This window comes from Sphingomonas echinoides ATCC 14820, assembly GCF_000241465.1.
Lineage (GTDB): Bacteria > Pseudomonadota > Alphaproteobacteria > Sphingomonadales > Sphingomonadaceae > Sphingomonas > Sphingomonas echinoides.
In genome coordinates this window covers 2,698,517-2,720,497 of record NZ_JH584235.1, presented here as the reverse complement: position 1 = coordinate 2,720,497, position 21,981 = coordinate 2,698,517, and the positions used below count along the sequence as shown (strand labels likewise).

Here is a 21,981-nt window from a genome sequence, read left to right as displayed (position 1 = left end):
CGCGAGCCCCTGCGCCGTTCAATAGCGACTGCAAAGCCAATCGCCAAGCGGAATATTATGACCGTCGCGTGACCAATTCGGACGAGCGCGTCGCAATCAGCGCGCGCGGACGCCCGCCGAGATCATGGCGCAGCGCCACGGCGAGGCTCTGCGCTTCCAGCAGCGCGGTGACGGCAGCGGCCTGCGTCGCCCCGATTTCAAGGATCGCGGCACCACCTGGCGCGAGCAAGCGGGGCAGTTGCGGGGCGATGCGGCGATAGTCATCGAGCCCGTCCGAGCCCGCGAATAGCGCGGCACCCGGCTCATGGTCGCGCACTTCGGCGGGAAGCTCCTCGCCAGTGCCGATATAAGGCGGGTTGGACAAGATCAGGTCGAACGCCCCGCTCACCCCCTCGCCCCAATCGCCGCGCTGCAAACTCGCGCGCGCGCCCAGTCCAAGCGCAAGCCGGTTGCGCTCGGCATAAGCCAGCGCCTCGGGCGACGCATCGACGCCCAATCCGGTGGCCCCAGGCCATTGGTCGAGCGCCGCCAGCAACAAGGTGCCGGGCCCGGTGCCAAGATCGAGGATCGTCTTCGGGTTGCCCTTGCCGAAATGCTCGACCGCCGCCTCGATCAGCGTCTCGCTATCGGCGCGCGGCACCAGCACCCCCGGCCCCACCGCCAGCTCGATCGTCCAGAAGGCGCGGCTGCCGGTGATATAGGCAATCGGCTCATGCGCGAGCCGCCGCGCCAGCAGCGGGCCAAAGCTATGCGGCGTGGGGGAATCGAGCCGTTGCAGCAACAGCGTTTCACGCGAAACGCCCAGCGCGTGCGCCATCAGCAGTTCGGCATCGAGCCGCGGCGTTGCCGAGACAGGAGTAAGCGCGGTGGTTGCCGAAGCGAGCGCGACTCTAACTCCCCTCCCGCTTGCGGGAGGGGTTGGGGGAGGGGCTGTCATAATTCGTACCGCGCGCTTATCGCACTGCCCTCCCCCAGCCCCTCCCGCACGCGGGAGGGGAGTTTAAGAGTCAAGGCTCGCCAACCGCTCGGCCTCGTCCTGCGCGATCAGCGCGCCGAGCAGTTCATCCATCTCGCCCGCCAGAATCTCGGGCAAACGGTGCAGCGTCAGATTGATGCGGTGGTCGGTCACGCGCCCTTGCGGGAAATTATAGGTGCGGATCCGCTCCGAACGATCGCCCGACCCGACCATCGATTTGCGCGCACCCGCACGCTCCTGGTGCAGACGATCGCGCTCGGCCTCGTACAAACGGGTGCGCAGGACGCGCATCGCCTTGGCTTTATTCTTGTGCTGGCTCTTTTCGTCCTGCTGGATGACGGTCAGGCCCGTCGGGATATGCACGATGCGCACCGCCGAATCGGTGGTGTTGACCGATTGCCCACCCGGCCCTGACGACCGATAAATGTCGATGCGCAGATCCTTGTCCTCGATCTTGACGTCGACTTCCTCGGCCTCGGGCAGCACCGCAACGGTCGCCGCCGAGGTGTGGATGCGCCCCTGCGCCTCGGTCGCGGGCACGCGCTGAACGCGGTGGACGCCGCTTTCGAACTTCAACTTGGCGAACACGCCCTTGCCCTCGACCGAGGCGATCGCTTCCTTGAAGCCGCCGCTTTCGGACGAGGAGGTGGAGATCAATTCGACCCGCCAGCCCTGGCTTTCGGCATAACGCTGATACATGCGGAACAGGTCGGCGGCGAACAAGGCGGCCTCGTCCCCGCCAGTCCCGGCGCGGATTTCGAGCATCGCGGCGCGTTCATCCGCCGCATCGCGCGGCAGCAGCGACAGCGCCAGCGCCCGCTCGGCGACCGGCAGGCGCTCACGGATCGTGTCGATTTCCTCGCGCGCCATTGTCTTGATCTCGGGGTCACCGTCATCTTCCATGCCGGCCAGCACATCGAGCTCGGCGCGCAACCGCCGCACCTCGCCCGCCGCGCGCGCAACGGGTTCAAGCTCGGCATATTCCTTCGACACCTGCACGAAGCGATCCGACGGCAAATCCCCGGTCGCCATCAGCGCCGAAAGCTCGTCGCGCCGCGCCTCGATCTGGCGGATGCGGTCGGGGGAGATGGAGGTCATATGCGAGTACGACGCCGCGAACGTATCACGTTAAGCACGGGCCCGCCGAGCGCCGGCTCCTGTCTTTCAACGCGGTAACGCAACGCTAGCGCAGCCTCGATTGCTTGATCGGACTCCCCATCGTTGTCGGGCTCCCGAAGTGAACGCATCTTAATCGTCGCTTCATAGGAACCGAGTGGGGCCGCGACCGTCAATACCGTTCGTACCCGCTCACGTTCTGCTCGCGCGAACCGCCGTTTATTATTGCCGGAGAAAGAGGTAGTAACTGAAATGCCGTTAGCCCGCAGTTGCGCCACGATACCAATTGCATACTCGTCGAACCCGGTCTCGGCCAGCACTGCAACGCTCGCCTTTTCCGGCTCTGGTTCCGCCAACAACATCGCAAGCCGCTCGATCCCCGCCGCCCAGCCAACGCCCGCCGTCTCCGGCCCGCCAAGCGACCCGATCAACCCATCATAGCGCCCGCCAGCGAGAACGGTGCCTTGCGCACCCAGCCGATCGGTTACGAATTCGAACGCCGTGTGCCGGTAATAATCCAGCCCGCGCACCAACCGCGCATTGCGCGTCCACGCCACACCCGCCGCGTCCAGCCCCGCCGTCACCGCATCGAAGAACGCGCGCGCTTCGGGCGTGAGATAGGCGTCGATATCGGGTGCCGAATCCGCCACCGGCCGATCGCGCGGATCCTTCGAATCCAGGATGCGCAGCGGGTTCTTCTCCAGCCGCGCCAGGCTGTCCTCGCTCAGCACATCCCGATGCGCCTCGAAATGCGCGACCAACGCCGCGCGCCACGCATCGCGCGTCTCGGCATCGCCCAGCGTATTGAGCTGCAGCGTCACGCCCTCGGCGATACCCAGTTCTTGCAGCAACTGGTCCGCCAGCACGAGCAGTTCGACATCCGCCGCTGGTTCCGCCGCGCCGATCACCTCGGCATCGATCTGGTGGAACTGCCGATACCGCCCCTTTTGCGGGCGTTCGTAGCGGAATACCGGACCGTGCGTCGCAATCTTCAGCGGCGCATATTGCTGCCAGCCCTCGGTCAGATAGGCGCGCGCGATGCCGGCGGTGAATTCGGGCCTGAGCGTCAGCGAATCGCCACCGCGATCCTCGAAGGTGTACATTTCCTTCGACACCACGTCGGTCGTCTCGCCGAGCGAGCGCGCGAACACCGCGGTCGATTCAAACACGGGCAGCTCAACGCGCTGGAAACAATAGAGTCGCCGCACCCGGTCAAAGGTGTCGACCACGCGCGCAAAGCGCCGCTGATCGTCGCCGAAGATGTCCTGCGTGCCGCGAATGCGTTTGGGGGTTTCGATGCGTGCCATAAAGGCTCGCTCTCTAAGCGAGCCGCGCACCAAGCGCCAGATGCTTGTGCATAACGGCCATGACAGCGCTTGACAGGGCCTTCGCTGCATCGCAGCATTGTCGCAACGGGAACGGCCACAGTTCCCTTTTCAGCATCCGCAGGACTCCACCCGGCTCGTTTCGGAAAGGTAGCTATGCGTCCGTTTGCTTCCCAAAGTCCCGCCGCTTTCGCGTCCCACACCGTCCCCTTCTCCGCATGAGCTTGCTGATCGCATGGGGGCCCGCGATCATTGCCCTGCTCGCCGCTGGTCTGTTTGCCGGTTTTGCCGCCGGATTGTTCGGCATCGGGGGCGGATTCGTCGTCGTACCGGCGATGATCGCGCTGTTGCCGCTGCTCGGCGGTAGCCACGCCGAATATACCCATGTCGCGATCGGCACGTCCTTCGCCACGATCGTCATTACCGCGCTGCGCTCGACGCTATCGCACGCCAAACGCGGAGCGGTCGATTTCGAGATCCTGAAAAGCTGGGCCCCGTGGATTATCGGCGGGGTCGGCATCGGCGTGATGCTCGCGCGCGTGCTGACTGGCCAAGCGCTCTCGATCATCTTTGCGGTCGGCATCACGCTGATGTCGATCAACTTCCTCGTGCCCAAGCTCGCGCGCCGTCAGGTCAGCGATACGATGCCGACTGGCGTGGTGCGCGCGGGAATCGCCGGAAGCCTTGGCATCTTTTCCTCACTGCTCGGCATTGGCGGCGGCACGGTCGCGGTGATCGTGATGACGCTGTGCGGCCGCTCGATCCACAAGGCGATCGCGACGGCTGCGGGCTTCGGCTTCATCATCGCAGTGCCGGGCACAATCGGCTGGATGCTGATCGGCCTGGGCAAGCCCGGCCTTCCGATCGGGTCGATCGGCTATGTCAATTTCCTGGGGGCGGCGATCATCACCTCGATGTCGATCCTGACCGCGCCGCTTGGCGTCGCGTCGGCGCACGCTCTGCCGGCCGAGCCGCTCAAGCGCGTGTTTGGCGTGTACTTGCTGTTCATCGCCGGGGTCATGTTCAACCGCGCGATGCATATGTGATTTGCGCTGGCTCAAAAGCGCGGTAGCACCGCGCCGATGACCCTGAACCTCGGCAAGAGAATCGCCCCGCCCCGCTTCATCCTGTTCACGATTCTGTTCGTGGCCGGGCTGTTCTTCGCCATTCCCGCCTTTGGCTGGGGGCGCGGCACAATGGGGGCGTTCGATGTCGCAGCGGCGGTGTTTCTGATCGCGATCTCGACCTTGCTGCGCAAGGGCAAGGCCGATCAGATGCGCAAGGCCGCCGCCGCGAATGACGCCAATCGCGCAGGGTTGCTGGTGCTGACCGGGCTGACGATGGTCGTCATCCTCACTTCGGTCGCCAAGGAAATGCAGGAGAAAGCCAATCTCGTCGCGACGGTGCTCGTCATCGTGACGCTGGTGCTGGCCTGGCTCTTCTCCAATTCGGTCTATGCACTGCATTATGCGCATCTGTTCTATTCGGATTGCGACGGCGACGGCAAGGATGCCGGTGGCCTGGAAATCCCCAATTGCGCCGAACCGGATTATTGGGATTTTTTATATTTCAGCTTCACGCTCGGCATGACCTTCCAGACCTCCGACGTCGAAATTTCCTCGCGCCAGATCCGCCGCGTCACGCTCGGCCATTGCCTGGCGGCGTTCGTCTTCAACATCGGCGTGCTCGCCTTTACCATCAACGTGCTCGGCAGCAGCAGCACGTCCTAGGCTGGACGCCGACCGCATGAGCCGCTTAGATCACCGTCACAGCACTCCTTACACGAAAGAATCCCGAATGATCCGTCGTGCCGCGCTCACTACCCTGTTGCTCGCCACCACCGCCCCGGTGTTGGCGGAAAATTCCAAGCCGCAGCCAGTGCCCTATGTCGACACGATCCCACCTGCGCAGGACATTCGCTTCCCCGGCACGATCACGCTCGACATTGACGCGACCGATACGCGCCGCGGCATCTTCACGACGCGTGAAACGATCAGCGGCGTTTCGGCGGGTCATATGGTGCTGCTCTTCCCGAAATGGCTGCCCGGCAACCATTCGCCGACGGGCCAGCTCGACAAGCTTGCCGGGCTTCACATCCGCGCGGGCGGCAAGGAACTGGCGTGGACGCGCGATCCGGTCGATGTCTACGCCTTCCACACCGACGTGCCCGCCGGTGCCAAGGCGCTCGACATCGATCTGCAATTCCTCTCCGCCACTGCCGGTGACCAGGGGGCGGTAGTGATGTCGCCCAACATGCTGCGGCTGCAGTGGAATTCGATGAGCCTTTATCCGGCGGGCTATTTCACCCGGCAGATTCCGGTAAAGGCGACCGTGAAATATCCGGCGGGCTGGACCGCGTCGTCGGGCCTGCCATCGAAGGCGACCGGGTCGACCTACAGCTATGAGAAGACCAATTACGAAATCCTGGTCGACTCGCCCGTGCTGGCAGGGCGCTATTACAAGCAGTGGCCGCTCAGCCCGCGCGTCAATCTCGACGTCTATGCCGACAATGCCGCCGAACTCGCCGCCACACCCGAACAGATCGATGCACATAAGAAACTCGTCGAGCAGGCGGTCAAGGTGTACGGTGCGCAGCATTACGACACCTATGAATTCCTGCTGTCGATCTCGGACGTGATGGGCGGCATCGGGCTGGAACATCACCGCTCATCCGAGGACGGGGTCAAACTCGGCTATTTCACCAAGTGGAAGGAAGGCCCCGGGCCGCGCAACCTGCTGCCGCACGAATATAACCATAGCTGGGACGGCAAATTCCGCCGTGGTGCCGACCTGTGGACCCCCGATTACCGCACGCCGATGCGGGGCAGTCTGCTCTGGGTCTATGAAGGCCAGACGCAATTCTGGGGCTATGTGTTCCAGGCGCGCTCGGGCCTGGTGTCGAAGCAGGACACGCTTGACGGCTATGCTTCGATCCTCGCCAGCCTTGATAATCGGCCCGCGCGTAACTGGCGTGACCTGGTCGACACGACCAACGACCCGACGATTTCGCAGCGCCGACCGAAAGGCTGGGTCAGCTATCAGCGCTCGGAAGATTATTACAATGAGGGGCTGCTGGTGTGGATGGAGGTCGATTCGATCCTGCGCAAGCAGTCCGGCGGCACCAAGTCGATCGACGACTTCGCCACCAAATTCTTTGGCTTGAACGACGGCGACTATGGCGAGGTGACCTACACCTTCGACGATGTCGTTTCGACGCTCAACGCGATCCAGCCTTATGACTGGGCCACCCTGCTCAACACGCGCTTGACCGAAACGGGCGCACCAGCCCCGCTCAAGGGCTTTGAGGCCAATGGCTACAAGCTCGTCTACACCGACACCCCGTCGCTCGCGTTCAAGAATGCCGAGGCCACCCGCAAAAGCACCGATCTGACCTACTCGCTGGGCCTTACGCTCAACAAGGATGGCGGCATCACCGGCGTGGGCTGGGATACACCCGCGTTCAAAGCTGGCTTGACGATCGGCAACACCGTCGTTGCGGTGAACGGCACTGTGTTCTCGGATACGGCGCTGAAGGCCGCCGTGACCGCAGCAAAGACCGGCACCGACCCGATCGTGCTGCTGATCAAGTCCAATGACAGCGTCACCCCCGTCAGCATCGACTATCATGGCGGGCTGCGCTATCCGCACCTGGAGAAAATCGGCACCGGAGAGGGTGGCTTGGATCGGTTGCTGACAGCCCGCTAAGCGGCTGCACTACAGACCTGCATCAGTTTAAGGATTTAGCATGCGTATCGACATGATTCCGGTCGGCAAGAGCCCGCCCGATGACCTGAACGTGATCATCGAAGTGCCAACCGGCGGCGAGCCGGTAAAGTATGAGTTCGACAAGGCCAGCGGCGCGCTGTTCGTCGATCGCATCCTGCACACGCCGATGCGCTACCCGGCCAATTACGGCTTCGTGCCGCACACGCTGTCGCCCGATGGCGATCCGCTCGACGCGCTGGTCATCGCACGCTCGCCCTTCATTCCCGGTTGCGTCGTGCGCGCCCGGCCGATCGCCGTGCTCAATCTGGAAGACGAAGCCGGCGGCGACGAGAAGCTCGTCTGCGTGCCGGTCGATTCGACCTTTCCTTATTATTCGAACGTCAACGAACGCGGCGACATGCCCGAGATCGTGTTCGAACAGATCGAACATTTCTTCACTCACTATAAGGATCTGGAAAAGAAGAAGTGGGTGCGCATCGGCACCTGGGGCGACCGCGACGAAGCGCGCCGCATCGTGACCGAGGCGATCGAACGCTACCACGCGGCCAAGACCGACAAGGTCTCCGCCTGAACGCATTCGGGCGGTGCGGTCGGGATTGTCCGAACCGCACCGCCCGATCGTGCTTCCAAGATCCTCAAGACCCAAGCGGGCTGCGGCCCCGTCGGCTGGTCGCTACCGCCCGATCGAGCTGTAGCTGAATCCGGCTTTTTCGACGTCGCCTGGTCGGTAGACGTTGCGCAGGTCGACCATCACCGCACCGGCCATCGTTGCCGCCAACCGCTTCAGATCCAGCGCGCGGTAAATATCCCACTCGGTCACTATTACCACCGCGTCCGACCCCGCAGCGGCTTCATAGGCATCGTTGCAATACACCACATCAGGCATCATCGCCCTCGCAATCTCCATGCCTTCGGGATCATGCGCGCGCACGTTTGCCCCTGCATCGAGCAAGCTCTGGACGATCGCCAAGCTCGGCGCATCGCGCATGTCGTCGGTATTGGGTTTGAAGGTCAGGCCGAGTACGGCAACGGTCTTGCCCTTGGCCTCGCCCCCCAGCGCCGTAATCACTTTCCGTCCCATCGCACGCTTGCGCGTGTCGTTCACTTGCACGACGGCCTCGACAATCCGGACCGGCGTTTCGTAATCCTCCGCCGTCTTGAGCAGGGCAAGCGTGTCCTTGGGGAAGCACGAGCCGCCATAGCCAGGTCCGGCATGCAGGAATTTGGAGCCGATCCGATTATCGAGGCCGATGCCGCGCGCAACGTCCTGAACGTTTGCACCGACGGCCTCGCACAAGTCCGCAATCTCGTTGATGAAGGTGATCTTTGTCGCGAGAAACGCATTCGCTGCATATTTGATCAGCTCGGACGTGCGGCGCCCGGTGAACAGGATCGGGCTCTCGTTCAGATAGAGCGGACGATAGATATCGCGCATCACCTGTTGGGCACGCGCATCGTCGGTGCCGATGACGATACGATCGGGGCGTTTGAAGTCCCCAATCGCGGCCCCCTCGCGCAGGAATTCCGGATTGGACACGACCGCGATCGGAAAGTCGCCGGCCAGTTCGGTGAGAATTTCCTCGACCTTATCGCCCGTGCCGACAGGAACGGTCGACTTGGTCACCACCACCAGCGGACCATCGATCGCCGCAGCGATCTCCCGGGTGGCAGCGAAGACATAACTCAGATCGGCATGGCCATCGCCGCGCCGCGATGGGGTTCCAACCGCAATGAAGACGGCATCTGCGCCGGACACAGCCGCCTTAAGGTCGGTGGAAAACGTCAGACGTCCCGCAGCGACATTGGTCGCCACCAAAATGTCGAGGCCAGGTTCGAAGATCGGCATCTTGCCCGCTTCCAGCGCGGCGATCTTGTCGGCGTCTTTGTCGACGCAAATCACGTCATGGCCGAAATCGGAAAAGCACGCGCCGGAGACAAGGCCGACATAGCCCGAGCCAACCATCGTAATTCGCATGATGTCTCCCTAACCCATTGTGCATGCGACAGCGCGAATGGGACGTCGGTTGAGAACGATGCCCCGGCGGTGCCGTCATGGTGTCGCAACATCGCCGCCATGCGCTCGCATGCCGGGATTGTCGATATCACAAAAAAATGGGGAGGCCAGCTTACGCTGACCTCCCCACAATTTTTCGTCTACAGGTAAAGGCTTAGTTGCCCGAACCCGGACCGTAGGTAACTTCGACGCGACGGTTCTGCACTTCGCGAACGCCATCGGCGGTCTGAACGCGAAGGTGAGCAGGATCTTCACCGAACGCTTCGGTCGAGATCACACCATCGGGGATCGAGTGGGCGGTCATGTACGCACGAACCGCGTCGTTGCGGCGCTGCGACAGGGCCAAGTTGTACTTCGGCGTACCCGAGCGATCGGTGAAGCCGGCCAGCATGACCTTTGCGCTACCGCAGTTCTGATACTGTGCAACCGCACCGTCCAGAATTGCTGCTGCTTCAGGCGTAACGTCCGACTTGTCCCATTCGAAGAACACGATGAACGGACCGGGCGAGCACGGCACTGCAACCGGTGCGGGCGGCGGTGCGGGGGGCTCAGGAGCCGGAGCCGGAGCGGGTGCCGGAGCAGGCGGCGGCGGCGGAGCAGCAGGCTCACCGAAGTTGTAGGTCAGGCCACCCAGCAGGCTGTGCGTGCGGAACTTGCTCGCATACGAGCTGCCCGCAATGTCGACCAGCTTGACGTTGTCGGCGGTGAAGAAACGATACTTCAGCGAGACGTCAACGTTCTTCGAGATCGGGGCGCGGATGCCCGCGATGCCCTGATAGGCGAAGACCGTATCGCTGTCATTCAGGAAGCGCGAAGCGCCGAGCGAAACGCCTTCCTTGACGCGTGCGACACCGACACCGCCGCCGACGAAGCCCTGGACCTCATCCGAATCACCGAAATCGAGCAGGCCGTTGACCATGAAGCTCAACGCCGAGCTACGACCACGAGCGCCGCCGTAGCTGCCGGCCGGGAAACCGCCCGGCGTCGTCACGGTGGAGCGATACCCGTTCACATCGGCGCTCTTGTAACCGACCTCGGTTTCGATACGGAACATGCCAAGGTCGTAACCGATGACGCCATCGACGTCATAGCCATAACGGTGGTCAGCGGTGCTGGCACCCTTGATCGAATTGATGTCGAACTTCACGTCCTCCACAATCATCGCGCCACCCTCGACGCCGACGTACCACGACTTATCGCGGGCGAGGGCAGGTGTGGCGACGATAGCAGTGGAGGCAAGCGCCATAGCAACGGCAAGCTTCCGCATAAAAAAACCCCTTCTTCTGGTTGTCACTCGGACAGCGCAAACTCCCTACCCAAAGGAATGTTTCCACGCAAGCGCACAAATAGATGCGACTGTGGCACAATAGCCACAAGGCCAAGCGGGAAACCGCCGAAAAAGCAGTGACCTTCACGCGGCGATGAGGCCATGCGACCGCAATGCAGCAAGGACGGCGGCGAACGCCGCACGTGCCTCAATGTCGATCATCGATCCACCCGTCGGAACCGAGATCGGCGGCTGCTGTTGCCCGACAACCCGGTGCCCTGACACGAACACGCCGGCCCCGGTAATTTCCCCCACGCGCCAATGCGATCCATCGAAACGGGCAAACGCGGAATCCGCCCTGCTCCAGGCGGTCATCCCGTCGCGGGCTGCAAGGAAGCGCCAGCCAGCACTGGTCCACCCGGCGATCGCGTTTCCACTGCCTGTCCACGCGCCCGTCGGTGCTGGACCGACGACCCAGCACGCGCCCAAATCCGGGCTGGCCGGAGGTGCCCCGAGCCCCACCGCCTCCACCACCGGTTGCACCGCAAAATCCAGCAAGGTCAGCGCCTCGTTGTGCGACACTTCCTTCTGCGCCTGCCCGACCTGAAGCAGAGGCAACCCCAAGCGCACGCTCATTTGGTCGTTCATTTCCGGTCCTTTCTCAATCCACCCAAGCGGGGATCATGCCGTTGAGGGCAGCCGACTCGCCGTGCGCGCCGACCTGACGCACCGCGAGCGACAGTCCGGCAATCCGGTCTGCTCGCTGCACCGTTAGCGCGGGTTCCGTGGTCTGAACCGCAATTGCGCGCCCGTCGGGGGAGACCAGCGCGACCCGATAAACCTCGCGCTCTTCGGCCAATGGCGCGTCGACTCCGTCGACCCAGCGCAAGCCCGCCCGGCTGCGACGAATCCATCGCACGGCGACATCGCCATTGCCCAGCTCGCACCAGGTCAGATGGATCGGCGAAAGCGGCAGAATCGATCGCCCCGTCAGGGCGACTGTCACGTCGACCGGACCGCCCACATCGCCGAGCCCCGATGCCAGGATCCGCACATCGGTTCCCAGCGTGGCTGTCGGCACGTCGAGCGTTGCGGCCGCGTCCGGTTCGAGCAACACGAAGCAATCGCCCGCACGCTGCGTCCCGATCGCGGCCTCGGTCGCGCGCCGCCCCCGGAGGAGGACCGCGAGATGCCACCGTGTCGCCGTGATTTGCGTCGCTTCGCCGAATTGTAGCAACTCATTCCCGACCAGGGCCAAATTGACCCCAGCATCAAGCGCACCAGCGTCTGCTCCCGCCAACGCCATAGCGGCATGAGCCAATTCAACCTCGATCACATTGGCGCGATCGACAATCGCCGCGCCTGCCACCCCAAGCGGTCCCACGATCTGCCCAAGGATTCCCGGCACAGCCGTAGCCCCCGCGGCCACCCACCGCGCGCCTCCATCGGTGCTGTACAGCAACGCCGCCCTGCGCCAGCCTGGCTGCGTCCCCGCCGCCACGATCGTTACGCGCGGAACCGAGAGGACGCTGTCCTCCGGCGGCGGCGCTTCGAATGCGGCAAGCAATGTTGTTCCGGTGGCGACGTCGGGCGCGGGCAGCACACGACCGGCGCTCGCCGAAACGGGCAAGGTTCCGGCGGCAAGGCGGACGCATTCCAGCGACAGCACCATATGCTCCAGCGCCCACCCCGTGACTCGCCAGACGCCCGCCACGCCCGTAATCGAGACGCACGCCCCGGGGGCTATGGTGAGCGAGTCCCAGCCGAGCGTGACCGTGCGCCGCTCCCGGGCAGCCTCGGCCCGGGCGAGCACCGCCTCGGCCATCGTCTTTGCGATGTCGGCGGCGATCACCGCCGGCATCTCGACCCGGTCTTCGCGGACCCCCGCGCCCGGTCGCCGCGCCTGCTGCACTCCGGTCTGATAATCGCGCGCCGGGTCGTAATGCGCCAGCGTCACGTGGCGCGGCACTGTCTCCAGCGCCGCCATCGCGCGACCGTGCTTGCCGCGTGCCGCCCCGTTTGCGACGGTTTCGCCATCTGCGATCGCATGGTCGGCGGCCACCCCAGCCCGCATCCGCAGGGCCCGCCCGTCCGGGGCAAACCACGCTCCTCCCGCGACCGCCAGCGTCTCGGCGACCGCGCGCACGCTATCGCCATTGGCCGCAAAACCCGTCACCGTCTGCGGGGCGGCGCTTCCATCGATCCTCCCGTCTGCCAATTCCTGGGCGATCGCGCCGACGCTGACCGGCGCGGCATCGGCAACCACCTCAAAGGTCAGCGAAGGAATGCGATTGCCGTAATCGGCCAGTTCGAAATGCTCGAACACCGCATAAGCAAGCCCGCGATGCGCAGGCGTCAGCCCCACCCCTTCCGCAGACGCGATCAGCGGATCGACCGCCTGGCCCTCCCCGCCCACATGCAGGCGAAAGCCGGTCGCGCTCTTGAAGTCCCCACCGGCACCGCGCAACAATTTGCCATCCGCCCAAATGCGCCCGACGCTCTGGATCGGCCGGCCCGACAGCGCCACCGCGAACGACGCCGAATAGCTGTAACTGGTCGTGCTCGGCTGTCCTTTGCCGCCGCCACTGCTGGTTCTGCTCTCGATCAGATCGGTCGACCAGATCACGCAACCACCCACGCGCATCGTCCCGAAGACGCGTTGCAGCGGCGTGCCATAGCTCGACGTCTGCAGGTGCAGTTCGCTCAGCCTGGGCCCGTCGCGCCCTTTGGGCTTGAACAGCACGTCGCGATCCAGGGCGTTGCCGATCACCGCGCCAATCGCGCTGCCGATAGGCCCGCCCACGATGCCGCCGACGGTCGAAAGAATCAGAGTCGCCATCGCTTACCCCTCCACCCGCCAGCATCCCAGTACCGGCCACGGCGGCACCCCCGGTCGCTCGACCACGCGCCGCAACATCGCGTCGGCATGGACAATCCCGCCAGGCACCAGCACCGCCAGATGAAATTGCCCCGGCCCAGTGAGGAACAGCGCCAGGTCGCCAGGCGCGGGAACGTCGCTGGCCACCAGCCCCGCCGCCGAGAACGCCGCCGCAAGCACCGCCGCATCGCCGCCGCGCAGCGCATAACCGCTTGGGATCTCGCCCTCGAAACCCGCGGCGCGCGCCGCCAGCCCAGCCAGCCCGACACAATCAAGCCCAAAAGCGGGATCACGCCCCTGCACCCGGAAGCGCGCGCCGATCGCGCCGCGCGCCGCCGCAACGGCGCGCTCGCCCGCGCTCATGCGCCGGGATAGCGCGTGAGCAGGTCGATCCCCGGCAGATACGGCTCGCCACGGAAATTCACCGCATTGGCAAAGCGTGCGGCGCAGGTCGCCAGGCTCTTGTCGCATCCCTCGATCAGTTCGACCCGGTCACCCGCCGCAACCGTCAGCGCGGGCGCGCTGCGCAGCGTCACCGTCGCCCCCGCCGATCGCGCAATCGCACTTTCGAGACCGCTATTTGCCCCGCCGATCCAGCGCAGCAGCCCCGCGCCATAGGCATTGTCGCTCGGCTCGACCGCATCCACCGTCACCACCTGCTCCACGATTCCCGTCACCCGCACCATCCGCCGTCGGCCCGCCATCGCCACGCGGCAGCGTGCGTCGCCCAGCTCGGCACGGCATTCGGGCGAGGTCGCCTCGACCACCGGTCGTTCCAACGCCGCGCTCGCCCCGCGCAATTCGGCGGTGAAGGCCCCACGATCAGTCTCCACCGCGCCAATCGTCCCTTCGCCCAGCGGCACCTGCGCCGCGTCCGCATCGGTCCAGTCGACCGCGAACAGGGCCACGCGCGCGCCATCCCAGCGTCCGGCCAGCAGATCCCCGTCGGTGATCGCCGCGCTGGTCAATGCTCCGGCAATGTCCATCGTATCGGCCTCGAGCCCGTCGTTGCGCTTGATCGCAGACGGCGTCATCCCCGGTGCCGCGCAATGCACCAGCCCGTTGATGACCAGGTCGCGATCATGGTCGGTCAGCCCGATCGTCACGCCATCGCGCCGCTCGATCCGCCAGCACAAGGCGATCGTGGTCAGCGTACCGTCGAGGAAGCTCATACCGCATCCTCGCGCACTTCGATCAGCGGCACCGATGCCGCCGTGCCCGCCAGAAAGGTTGCGCGATTGACGTTCAAGCGGTCCTCGGCGAACCGCACCGGTACATCGAATAGGAACCCCGCCGTCACCGCCACGCCTATGGCAGGCGCAACGTCCAGCTCGACATAGCCCCCCGCCACCAGCGAAAACGCCGCCGTCTCAACCCCGCCGACGCCCACGCGCACGCTTCCCACGACGGGCCGCGTGATCCGCCGCACGGCATCGCCATAGCGCTTGACCAAAGCAAAGCACACCGTGACGCCGTCGCCGGTCCCCAACATTTGGTCGCGCGCGCCCGGTGTCGTCGTCCCCGAACTGCCATCGAACGGGTCGCGCAGGCGGAAACCCCGAGCCGGTCCCATGCGCGCGCGAAAGAACGTCAGCAGCGTCGCGATATCGGCTTCGGAGCGCAACCCCGGCCCGACATCATAGCGCGTGCGCGCCTCCGCCCAGCTTGCATTGCGCGCCTCATGCCCGCCTGCGCTGGTCACGATCGCGGTCGAGAATTCCGGGCTGACCTCGGCCTCGCGCCCCAAAGCGAGCGGGAACAGCACATCGTCGAAAGCCTGCACCGCATCCTCCGCCTCTTGGAAATGAACGAACCCATCGCGCAGCACTTGCGGCAGCGCCCAGACAAAGGCGGCGGCGGCCCCGCGTGCCTGCGCCGCCAGCGCCGCCGCCTCGATCTCGCGCCACTGCGCCGTCTGATCGGGTCGCAGTACGAAGCCCGAAAAATAGTGCGTATCCGCGACCGCATAGCCAACCCGCGCGGTGGCGGCGTCAACCGCCCGCGCCGTCCCCGCGACATTGCCCGCCACCACGAAATCATAGTCTTCGAGCTGCAGCACGTCGAAGGCGGGATGCGCCCAGCCGACCGGCACATTGGCGCGCTGTACCTCGGGCGCATCGCCCGCCAGCACCGTCGGCAAATAGACCAGCACATGCGTCTCGACCGTCGGCGCAACCGCCCGCACCGCCGCGACCAGCGCCGCCGTCGACGCCGCCAGCACCGCCCCCGCCGCATCGAGCAATGCCCGCTGCGATGCCGTGGTGACGGTATGAACGCTGGCGATCTCGATCGGATTTCCACCCAGCGCACGCTTTGCCGCATCATCATACAGGCAAGGGCGGCCATCGGGCGTTACCCACCACCACGGCTCGCCCACCTGAAATTTGGGCGCAAGTCCTGCCGCCACCGCAATCCCGATCATCGCCACCGCGACCGCGCGCAAATAGCCCATCGCCCCCTCATGCGCGGGCGACAGCAAGGTCGAAGGCGGCGCCCACCCGGTCAGCGCCGGGCTGCCATCCCACGCCCGCTGCTTCCAGTCACCCCAGCAATGCGCGTCGAACAGCTCGTAGCTGAGCGACCAGATCACGTCATAGCCGAGCGCCTTCGCGCGCTCGGCAAAGTCGCGCTGCCACGCCGCCGCCGCCACATTCAGCGCGCCCCCCGCCAGGCTCGCATAAAAGCCGCCCGAATTGGCTTCGAGCCGCAGATAATGGCTCATCCCGAGATAATGGACGATGCTGCCGCGATAGCCGAGCAACAGCGCGTTGCGCAGTAAGCGCGCGGGCGTCAGGTGGTAGCTGTCGTCATAGCCGCTCGCGATCTGAAGCCCGTGCTCGGGCACCACCACATCGCCAATCGCCAGTACCGCCCCCGGCCCGTCGCACACGATCTGCGTCAGTTCGACCCACGCCTCGACTGGGGCCGCCAGCGGCGCACTCCCGCCATCGAAGCCGGGCGGCACCAGCGACACGAACATCCGGTCGACATCGCCCGCCCACACCGGGTCAGCCTCATCCGGCAGCACAAACCCGCCAGACAGGTTGGCAAAGTCGAGCGATACCGTCGCATCGGCGGGCGAGCCGGTCGCATAATTCCACAGTCGCACATACCAGGCGCGCGCCGCACCACTGGCATCGCGCCCCTCGATCGTCAGCACTGGGCCATTGACCGCATCGAGCGGCAACACCCCCGCCGAGCGCCACCGAAACCCGAGCCGACACCCGCGAAAATCGCGCGCCGTCTCATAGCGCAGCAGCGGATGATCGAAGCGATCCTCCGCCTCCCAGATCAGCCCCGCCAGATCGCCCGAGGTATAGAACACCGCATCGACGCGCAGCGCATCCGCCGCGCTGCTCGTGACCGCCGCCATCATCGGCCGCGGAAAATTGACCGTCCAAAAGCGCGGATCGAACCGCGACACGACGCCCTCCACCTGAACCGTGCGCTCAGCAGCCAACCAGAAAGCCATGCTTCTCCCTCTCCCCTTCAGGGGAGAGGGCCGGGGAGAGGGGCAGTCCCAAGAACCGCCGCTCCAATCCGCTCTCCCAAAATCGCCACCGCCAAAGCAGCCCCTCACTCCATCAAAGCCGCCCGCACCGCCCGCGCCACCTGTCGGCTCGACGCCGCCAGCGCTTGCGGCGCATCGCTCCCGCCCTGCACCGTGATCGCCACGCGCACCTCGCGCGCGCCGCCACCGCCCGCCGCAACCACGCTCCCACTGGTGGTCGGCACGAACAGCTCGGGGCCCCGCTCCCCAACCAGATAGGGCCGCGCCGGCGACACCGGCCCACCCGTCGCCCGCCCCGGCGCGCCGACCAGGCTCCCCAGCGTCGCCAGTAACCCGCCAGCCCCCGAAGATCCGCTCGACCCACCACCGAAAATCTCGCTCAACCCGCTGCGCAGCGCCGAGGCCGCAATGTCCGACAGCACCGACAGCGCGACCTTGCGCAAATCCTCAAAGCCCAGGCTGCCGGTGCGCACCGCCTTGCCCAGCGCCGTCTCGATCGCGCGCCCGGCGCGATCCACCCCGCTGGTCAGCGGCCCGTCCAGACTCGCGCGCATCGCATCGACATCGCGCGCAAACCCCGCGGTATCGGCGCGCACGCCCACCACCAGCCGTTCGATTTCCTCATCCATCGGGAAAGGCCTCCTGCATCCGCGCGATCGTCGCGCTATCGGGCGGGGTGATCTCGCCCTCGCCGCCGCGCAGCACCGCCACCACCGCCGCCAATTCCGCCGGGGTCGCGTGCCAGAAGGTGTCGGGCGCCCAGCCCAGCACCACACCGGCAAAGCCCGCCAGCCGCGTCGCGGCGGGCGCGAACCGCTCCATCACCGCCCCGCCAGAATCTGCCCGAGCAGCACGCGCAGCACCGGCGTCGCGCGCGACAGCCCGCCCAGCACCACCGCCTCGCCCAATTGCGCGCGCGTCAGCCCCGCGGGTGCGTCGTGCAGGCAATGCCAGAACAAGCCGACCATCTCGCCCAGCGACAAGCCCCCCGCCGCCGCGCGCTCGACCAAGGCGAAGAGCGGCCCCAATTCGCCCTCGGCCGCGACCAAAGCGGCAAAGCTCGGCCGCAGCACGACCGTCGCGCCGCCGACGCGCAGCGCCGCCTCGCCCCGCTCGGGATTGGCCGCGCTCACGCCGACACCACCGGCCCGGAGCTCTCCAGGCTCAGCGTGTAGCTGCGCTCGCCATTATAATCCCCGGCATAATCGAGCTTGGTCACCAGGAAGCGCCCCGACAGCGTCTCGCCGCTTTCGAAGCTCAGCCGGTAATCGTCGATCGTGCCGGCCAGCGCATTGCCCTTGATCCGCGTCTCGGCGGCGGACCCGGTAAAGATCCCCGCCCCCGACACGCTGACCGATCGCACCCCCGCCCCCGACAACAATTCGCGCCACCCGCCCGAATCCTTGGAGGTGATCGCCACCATCTCGCCATTGACGCTCATCTGCGTCGTCCGCAGCCCCGCCACCGTCGCATAAACGAGCGGCGACGCCCCATTCCCCACCTTCAACAAAAAGGCACTACCCCGTTCCGCACTCATAAAATGTCTCCTGAAAAAGAATCTCCCTCTCCCACCCGGAGAGGGAAGGGACCCGCTGTCAAAGGCAGTGGGAAGGGTGAGGGTCCGAAATCGGGTTCGCGCAGAGGCGCAGAGGACGCAGGGCAGGCCCGCCCAGCACAAATGCCGTGCGCCAATTACCAGGCGGAACCTCGCCCCCCGCGCACTCTCTCTGCGTCCTCCGCGCCTCTGCGCGAACCAAATCGACGCTGCCGCAAGCACTAACCGCCAGAACCGGTCGCCCTCACCCTTCCGCGGCGCCGCCGCTCCCTCCCTCTCCCGCTGGGAGAGGGACGTCAGGCCGCCAGAACCCGCACGCGATATTCGACGCTGGCGTTCCACCGCCCCGCCGCAGCAGCGCTAAGCCGCGACCGCACCAGCACCACGCTCGCTACGCGCCAGCCGCCGAGGTCGCGCGGCACCGCCTCGATGGCCGCGCCTACCGCCCCGGCCAGCGCCTGCGCGCGCGCCGGGCTGTCGCCCGCATCGCGCACCGTCACGATCAGCCGCAGCTCGCGCCCGACGCGGTCCTTCACGCTCCAGTCGCCGCTCAGCAGATCGCCCAGCTCGGCAAACGGCACCGTCGCCTTGACCGGCGGCCCGAGATAAACGCCGTTCAACCCGGCGACCCCGCGCAGCGCCGCCAGCACCGCCGCTTGCACAACACTCTCCGCGCTCATGGCAGCAGACTCCCGATCCAGCGCAGCCGCGCATCGTCGGGCGCGATCCGCCCGCTCAGCACCACCGCCTCGCCCTCCACCGTCACCGTCACCCCCGGCAGTTCGGCGCGCAGCGCCTCCGCCACGCGTCCCCGTGCCCGCGCCGCCGCGCGTTCCGCCAGCACGCGCCCCTGCGCCTCCAGCGCGCTCAACATGCGTGCGCCGTCGGGCGCAGCGCGATCCGCCGGAACGGCCGCCACAAAGCGGTGATCGCGGTCGGCGGGGCGACGCTGGCCTCGCGCTGCTCGAACAGATGCGCCGCCAGCAGCACCACGCCTTGCCGGATCGGCGCGGGCAACCCCGCCCAGCCCTCGGCCAGGCCAGCGCGCGCCAGCACCATGACCGAGGTCACCCCCGCCGCTTGCACGATCCGCACCCAGCCCTCGCCTGCCGCATCGATGTCGATCGCAAAGGCATCCGCCGCAAGCGCCACCCCCGCCACCGTCTCCACGCCCGTAATCGCCGAGACCGGTGCCACGCCAAGCGCGTGCCACGCCCCCGGCACCGCCACCGGCACGCGCAGCCCCCGCGCGATCAGCACCATCCCCAGAAACTGCTCGGCCAGCCCCAGTGCCGTTTCGGCAAAGGCCGCGATCAGCGCATCCTCGTCGTCGCTCGCCACGCGCAGCACTGCCTTGACCGCCGCCACCGCCAGCGCACGGTCCTCCTCGCCAAGCGTCACCACGCCCGGCCCATCCGTCTCGATCATCGTTGTTCCTCCATCTCCCACGCCCAGTGGGAGCGAGAAGGGGGAGGACGCGCACCGCACCCGCGCCCTCGTCTCCCACGGGGAGCGGGTTTACGCCGCCGCGAACTTCAGCAGCTTGATCGCCTCGGAATTGGACACGCACCCGCCAACGCGCTTGGTCGCGTAGAAATTGACGAACGGCTTGTTGGTGTAAGGGTCGCGCAGGATCACCGTCTCGCGCCGCTCGGCGATCAGATAGCCCGCCTTGAAATTGCCGAACGCAATCGAGAGACTGTTGGCGGCGATGTCGGGCATGTCCTCCGCCTCGATCACCGGATAGCCGAGCAACGTCGCCGGCGTCCCCGCCGTCAGGCTCGGCGCCCACAGGAACGCGCCGTCATTGGTCTTGAACTTGCGGATCCGCGCCAGCGTGCTCGCATTCATCACGAACACCGCGCCCTGGCGGTACGGCCCGCGCAACGCCTGCACCAAATCGATCAGCCGGTCCTGCGGGTTGGCCGCGAAATCGCCCGCCGCCCCGCTCGCCAGATATTGCAACGTCCCGAAGGCGCGCGCCGCATCCGCCGTGCTCGCGGTCGGCGCTTGCAAAAAGCCCTTGGGTCGGTTGACGCCCGATCCGTTGACATAGGCCGCCCCCTCGGCCTTGGCGAATTCCATCGCGATTTCGCCCGCCAGCCACGCCTCGACATCGAACGCCGCATCGTCGAGCATCGCCTGGCTTGCCGACGGATTGGCGTAGAGTTCGCCCATCGGCGGCGCGATTTCGGTGAACACCGGCGTCGCGGTGGTGCCGCGCGCATCGGTCTCCGCCGCCCAGCCCGAGGGCGTACCCCCGGTCGTCACCAGCTTGCGATACCCCGCCGACCCCACCGTCACCACATTCGCCACGCTGCGGATCGGCGAGATCGATTTGAGCGTCGCGTCGATCACCGCATCGATCTCGCGCGGCACGGCATAGCCACCGGCATCGCCGCTCACGGCGGTAAACGCCTTCATCTCGACGCTCGCGCCCGATCGGAGGAACCCCTCGAACGCCGCGCCCGAGGGTTCGCCCCCGCCCGCCAGCAACGGGCGCTGGACCGCGCCCATATCCTGCCCCACATTCTGCGCCGCAAAGCTTGCGTCCAGCGCGTCCACCGTCATGTCGGTCATGCTTTTTCTCCTTGTTGATAAAATTGTGGCCAAGGCCGGCGGCGCGCCCACAGCAGCGTCGAAGAGGTTCGCGCAGAGGCGCGGAGGACGCAGAGCAGCCGCGCCCGGTCGATTCCAAGCGCATCCACCATCCCGGTGATTGGCCCGGTGATCGGGACACGCACGTTGCAATCCGCGCGCAACACCTCTGCGTCCTCCGCGCCTCTGCGCGAACAAACCTTCTCCTTCGGCGGTGCGTCTGCGGCGCTGTCGAAGGCACGCGCCCGACACGAAAAAGGGCGCCGCAATCGCGACGCCCTCTGGCATTTCGGATGCGGCACCGACGCCGCATCAAAAGGGGGATCGGTTAGCCGATCACGCCTGCTTCACATTCTCGGCGCGCGGGCCCTTGGGGCCCTGACCGACGTCGAACGTGACCGTCTCGCCCTCGCGCAAATCCTCATAACGGACGCCCTCGACGCTCGACATGTGGAAGAACAGGTCCTTGCCGCTCGCATCGGCGATGAAGCCGAAACCCTTGTCGGTCAGTCGCTTGATGGTGCCTTCAGCCATGATCGCTCTCCTCGTCCGCGCGCGGCTGCCGGGGATCGGGAACCAAGTCTGGAGGCGGCATCGTAGCACGCTCCTCCACCATATGCACCCGTGCCAGCGGCTGCATCGGCTGCGCGACCAGGCTGACCTCGACCAGGTCGACCGCGGTCAACTCGCGCACCCGCCCCCGCACCGCGCCGCGCGCGCGGAAGCCGATCGACAAACCGTTCAGCGCCCCGCCCCGCACCAGCCGCGCGACCCGCGCATCGTCGATCCGCCCGATCACGCGCAGCCCGCGCTGGTCGGGCGCGATGCGCTCGATCGTGCCGATTGCACGCCCGCGATGCTGCCACAATAACGGCACCACCGGTACGTCCGCCCCGAACGCCCCCGCGCGGATCACGTCGCCACCCCGATCGACCCGGTCGAAAATCGCTGCATAGCTGGCAAAGCGGAGTGGCACCTCTCTCCTCCCCTCCCCTTCAGGGGAGGGGCTGGGGGT

General features: G+C 66.3%; 24 protein-coding genes. 4 read left to right on the top strand and 20 right to left on the bottom strand.

The features are described from left to right. Positions 1-55 precede the first annotated feature (55 nt). From prmC to hisS, 3 genes are all read right to left on the bottom strand, one after another. A complete protein-coding gene (gene prmC, locus ON00_RS12875) occupies positions 56-937 on the bottom strand; it encodes a peptide chain release factor N(5)-glutamine methyltransferase (protein WP_083834105.1) in 882 nt (293 codons plus the stop codon). 63 nt (positions 938-1,000) lie between these two features. Continuing rightward, positions 1,001-2,074, bottom strand: a complete 1,074-nt coding sequence (gene prfA, locus ON00_RS12870) for a peptide chain release factor 1 (protein ID WP_010406330.1) — start codon at positions 2,072-2,074, stop codon at positions 1,001-1,003. Beyond that, positions 2,071-3,399, bottom strand: a complete 1,329-nt coding sequence (gene hisS / locus ON00_RS12865) for a histidine--tRNA ligase (RefSeq protein ID WP_010406328.1) — start codon at positions 3,397-3,399, stop codon at positions 2,071-2,073. Before hisS ends, prfA begins: the two co-directional genes overlap by 4 nt. 236 nt (positions 3,400-3,635) lie before the next feature. Between hisS and ON00_RS12860 the strand changes: the two genes are divergently transcribed. From ON00_RS12860 to ppa, 4 genes are all read left to right on the top strand, one after another. Continuing rightward, positions 3,636-4,463: a sulfite exporter TauE/SafE family protein gene (locus ON00_RS12860; protein ID WP_010406326.1), complete on the top strand. Its 828-nt coding sequence runs from the start codon at positions 3,636-3,638 to the stop codon at positions 4,461-4,463. A gap of 36 nt (positions 4,464-4,499) precedes the next feature. After that, positions 4,500-5,147, top strand: a complete 648-nt coding sequence (locus tag ON00_RS12855) for a DUF1345 domain-containing protein (RefSeq protein ID WP_010406325.1) — start codon at positions 4,500-4,502, stop codon at positions 5,145-5,147. 67 nt (positions 5,148-5,214) lie between these two features. Further along, positions 5,215-7,122: a M61 family metallopeptidase gene (locus ON00_RS12850; RefSeq protein ID WP_010406324.1), complete on the top strand. Its 1,908-nt coding sequence runs from the start codon at positions 5,215-5,217 to the stop codon at positions 7,120-7,122. 40 nt (positions 7,123-7,162) lie between these two features. Next, positions 7,163-7,714, top strand: a complete 552-nt coding sequence (gene ppa, locus ON00_RS12845; RefSeq protein WP_010406323.1) for an inorganic diphosphatase — start codon at positions 7,163-7,165, stop codon at positions 7,712-7,714. A gap of 102 nt (positions 7,715-7,816) precedes the next feature. Here ppa and ON00_RS12840 read toward each other — a convergent pair whose 3' ends face one another. The 17 genes from ON00_RS12840 to ON00_RS12760 all read right to left on the bottom strand — a co-directional run. Further along, positions 7,817-9,118, bottom strand: a complete 1,302-nt coding sequence (locus tag ON00_RS12840; RefSeq protein WP_010406322.1) for a UDP-glucose dehydrogenase family protein — start codon at positions 9,116-9,118, stop codon at positions 7,817-7,819. A gap of 193 nt (positions 9,119-9,311) precedes the next feature. Next, entirely contained in the window at positions 9,312-10,424 is a 1,113-nt protein-coding gene (locus ON00_RS12835) for an OmpA family protein (RefSeq protein WP_245535574.1), read from the bottom strand. A 144-nt stretch (positions 10,425-10,568) separates the two neighbouring features. Further along, entirely contained in the window at positions 10,569-11,072 is a 504-nt protein-coding gene (locus ON00_RS12830; RefSeq protein ID WP_010406318.1) for a DUF2793 domain-containing protein, read from the bottom strand. 13 nt (positions 11,073-11,085) lie between these two features. Then, complete coding sequence (locus tag ON00_RS12825; protein WP_010406316.1) at positions 11,086-13,263, bottom strand: phage tail protein; 2,178 nt, start codon at positions 13,261-13,263, stop codon at positions 11,086-11,088. Between the two features lie 3 nt (positions 13,264-13,266). Further along, on the bottom strand, positions 13,267-13,665 hold the full coding sequence (locus ON00_RS12820; RefSeq protein ID WP_010406314.1) for a hypothetical protein: 399 nt from the start codon (positions 13,663-13,665) through the stop codon (positions 13,267-13,269). After that, positions 13,662-14,474, bottom strand: coding sequence for a DUF2163 domain-containing protein (locus ON00_RS12815; RefSeq protein ID WP_010406312.1), 813 nt, complete (start codon positions 14,472-14,474; stop codon positions 13,662-13,664). Before ON00_RS12815 ends, ON00_RS12820 begins: the two co-directional genes overlap by 4 nt. Continuing rightward, a complete protein-coding gene (locus ON00_RS12810) occupies positions 14,471-16,774 on the bottom strand; it encodes a DUF2460 domain-containing protein (RefSeq protein ID WP_010406310.1) in 2,304 nt (767 codons plus the stop codon). Before ON00_RS12810 ends, ON00_RS12815 begins: the two co-directional genes overlap by 4 nt. Positions 16,775-16,878: 104 nt before the next feature. Beyond that, positions 16,879-17,442, bottom strand: a complete 564-nt coding sequence (locus tag ON00_RS12805) for a hypothetical protein (protein ID WP_010406308.1) — start codon at positions 17,440-17,442, stop codon at positions 16,879-16,881. Continuing rightward, complete coding sequence (locus ON00_RS12800; protein ID WP_010406306.1) at positions 17,435-17,635, bottom strand: phage tail assembly chaperone; 201 nt, start codon at positions 17,633-17,635, stop codon at positions 17,435-17,437. The genes ON00_RS12805 and ON00_RS12800 overlap by 8 nt, the downstream gene beginning before the upstream one ends. Next, entirely contained in the window at positions 17,635-17,946 is a 312-nt protein-coding gene (locus ON00_RS12795; RefSeq protein WP_010406305.1) for a gene transfer agent family protein, read from the bottom strand. Before ON00_RS12795 ends, ON00_RS12800 begins: the two co-directional genes overlap by 1 nt. After that, a complete protein-coding gene (locus ON00_RS12790) occupies positions 17,943-18,350 on the bottom strand; it encodes a phage major tail protein, TP901-1 family (RefSeq protein WP_010406304.1) in 408 nt (135 codons plus the stop codon). The genes ON00_RS12795 and ON00_RS12790 overlap by 4 nt, the downstream gene beginning before the upstream one ends. 314 nt (positions 18,351-18,664) lie before the next feature. After that, positions 18,665-19,048: a tail completion protein gp17 gene (gene gp17, locus ON00_RS12785; protein ID WP_029622809.1), complete on the bottom strand. Its 384-nt coding sequence runs from the start codon at positions 19,046-19,048 to the stop codon at positions 18,665-18,667. Beyond that, positions 19,045-19,242 (bottom strand): hypothetical protein, encoded by a 198-nt coding sequence (locus ON00_RS12780; protein ID WP_010406300.1) that lies wholly within the window; start codon positions 19,240-19,242, stop codon positions 19,045-19,047. Before ON00_RS12780 ends, gp17 begins: the two co-directional genes overlap by 4 nt. Then, positions 19,236-19,796 (bottom strand): head-tail connector protein, encoded by a 561-nt coding sequence (locus ON00_RS12775; protein ID WP_010406297.1) that lies wholly within the window; start codon positions 19,794-19,796, stop codon positions 19,236-19,238. The genes ON00_RS12780 and ON00_RS12775 overlap by 7 nt, the downstream gene beginning before the upstream one ends. Before the next feature lie 90 nt (positions 19,797-19,886). After that, positions 19,887-20,948, bottom strand: coding sequence for a phage major capsid protein (locus ON00_RS12770; RefSeq protein ID WP_010406294.1), 1,062 nt, complete (start codon positions 20,946-20,948; stop codon positions 19,887-19,889). A gap of 354 nt (positions 20,949-21,302) precedes the next feature. After that, positions 21,303-21,500 (bottom strand): cold-shock protein, encoded by a 198-nt coding sequence (locus ON00_RS12765; RefSeq protein WP_010406292.1) that lies wholly within the window; start codon positions 21,498-21,500, stop codon positions 21,303-21,305. Next, positions 21,493-21,981 (bottom strand): HK97 family phage prohead protease (locus ON00_RS12760; protein ID WP_245535573.1); only part of this gene is annotated, 489 nt, incomplete at its 5' end. The genes ON00_RS12765 and ON00_RS12760, both read right to left, overlap by 8 nt.

Excerpts from the sequence above, each read along its gene's own strand:
- prmC (WP_083834105.1), bottom strand. The coding sequence starts at position 937 with ATGACAGCCCCTCCCCCAACCCCTCCCGCAAGCGGGAGGGGAGTTAGA.
- prfA (WP_010406330.1), bottom strand. The coding sequence starts at position 2,074 with ATGACCTCCATCTCCCCCGACCGCATCCGCCAGATCGAGGCGCGGCGC.
- hisS (WP_010406328.1), bottom strand. The coding sequence starts at position 3,399 with ATGGCACGCATCGAAACCCCCAAACGCATTCGCGGCACGCAGGACATC.
- ON00_RS12860 (WP_010406326.1), top strand. The coding sequence starts at position 3,636 with ATGAGCTTGCTGATCGCATGGGGGCCCGCGATCATTGCCCTGCTCGCC.
- ON00_RS12855 (WP_010406325.1), top strand. The coding sequence starts at position 4,500 with ATGACCCTGAACCTCGGCAAGAGAATCGCCCCGCCCCGCTTCATCCTG.
- ON00_RS12850 (WP_010406324.1), top strand. The coding sequence starts at position 5,215 with ATGATCCGTCGTGCCGCGCTCACTACCCTGTTGCTCGCCACCACCGCC.
- ppa (WP_010406323.1), top strand. The coding sequence starts at position 7,163 with ATGCGTATCGACATGATTCCGGTCGGCAAGAGCCCGCCCGATGACCTG.
- ON00_RS12840 (WP_010406322.1), bottom strand. The coding sequence starts at position 9,118 with ATGCGAATTACGATGGTTGGCTCGGGCTATGTCGGCCTTGTCTCCGGC.
- ON00_RS12835 (WP_245535574.1), bottom strand. The coding sequence starts at position 10,424 with ATGCGGAAGCTTGCCGTTGCTATGGCGCTTGCCTCCACTGCTATCGTC.
- ON00_RS12830 (WP_010406318.1), bottom strand. The coding sequence starts at position 11,072 with ATGAACGACCAAATGAGCGTGCGCTTGGGGTTGCCTCTGCTTCAGGTC.
- ON00_RS12825 (WP_010406316.1), bottom strand. The coding sequence starts at position 13,263 with ATGGCGACTCTGATTCTTTCGACCGTCGGCGGCATCGTGGGCGGGCCT.
- ON00_RS12820 (WP_010406314.1), bottom strand. The coding sequence starts at position 13,665 with ATGAGCGCGGGCGAGCGCGCCGTTGCGGCGGCGCGCGGCGCGATCGGC.
- ON00_RS12815 (WP_010406312.1), bottom strand. The coding sequence starts at position 14,474 with ATGAGCTTCCTCGACGGTACGCTGACCACGATCGCCTTGTGCTGGCGG.
- ON00_RS12810 (WP_010406310.1), bottom strand. The coding sequence starts at position 16,774 with ATGGCTTTCTGGTTGGCTGCTGAGCGCACGGTTCAGGTGGAGGGCGTC.
- ON00_RS12805 (WP_010406308.1), bottom strand. The coding sequence starts at position 17,442 with ATGGATGAGGAAATCGAACGGCTGGTGGTGGGCGTGCGCGCCGATACC.
- ON00_RS12800 (WP_010406306.1), bottom strand. The coding sequence starts at position 17,635 with ATGGAGCGGTTCGCGCCCGCCGCGACGCGGCTGGCGGGCTTTGCCGGT.
- ON00_RS12790 (WP_010406304.1), bottom strand. The coding sequence starts at position 18,350 with ATGAGTGCGGAACGGGGTAGTGCCTTTTTGTTGAAGGTGGGGAATGGG.
- gp17 (WP_029622809.1), bottom strand. The coding sequence starts at position 19,048 with ATGAGCGCGGAGAGTGTTGTGCAAGCGGCGGTGCTGGCGGCGCTGCGC.
- ON00_RS12780 (WP_010406300.1), bottom strand. The coding sequence starts at position 19,242 with ATGTTGAGCGCGCTGGAGGCGCAGGGGCGCGTGCTGGCGGAACGCGCG.
- ON00_RS12775 (WP_010406297.1), bottom strand. The coding sequence starts at position 19,796 with ATGATCGAGACGGATGGGCCGGGCGTGGTGACGCTTGGCGAGGAGGAC.
- ON00_RS12770 (WP_010406294.1), bottom strand. The coding sequence starts at position 20,948 with ATGACCGACATGACGGTGGACGCGCTGGACGCAAGCTTTGCGGCGCAG.
- ON00_RS12765 (WP_010406292.1), bottom strand. The coding sequence starts at position 21,500 with ATGGCTGAAGGCACCATCAAGCGACTGACCGACAAGGGTTTCGGCTTC.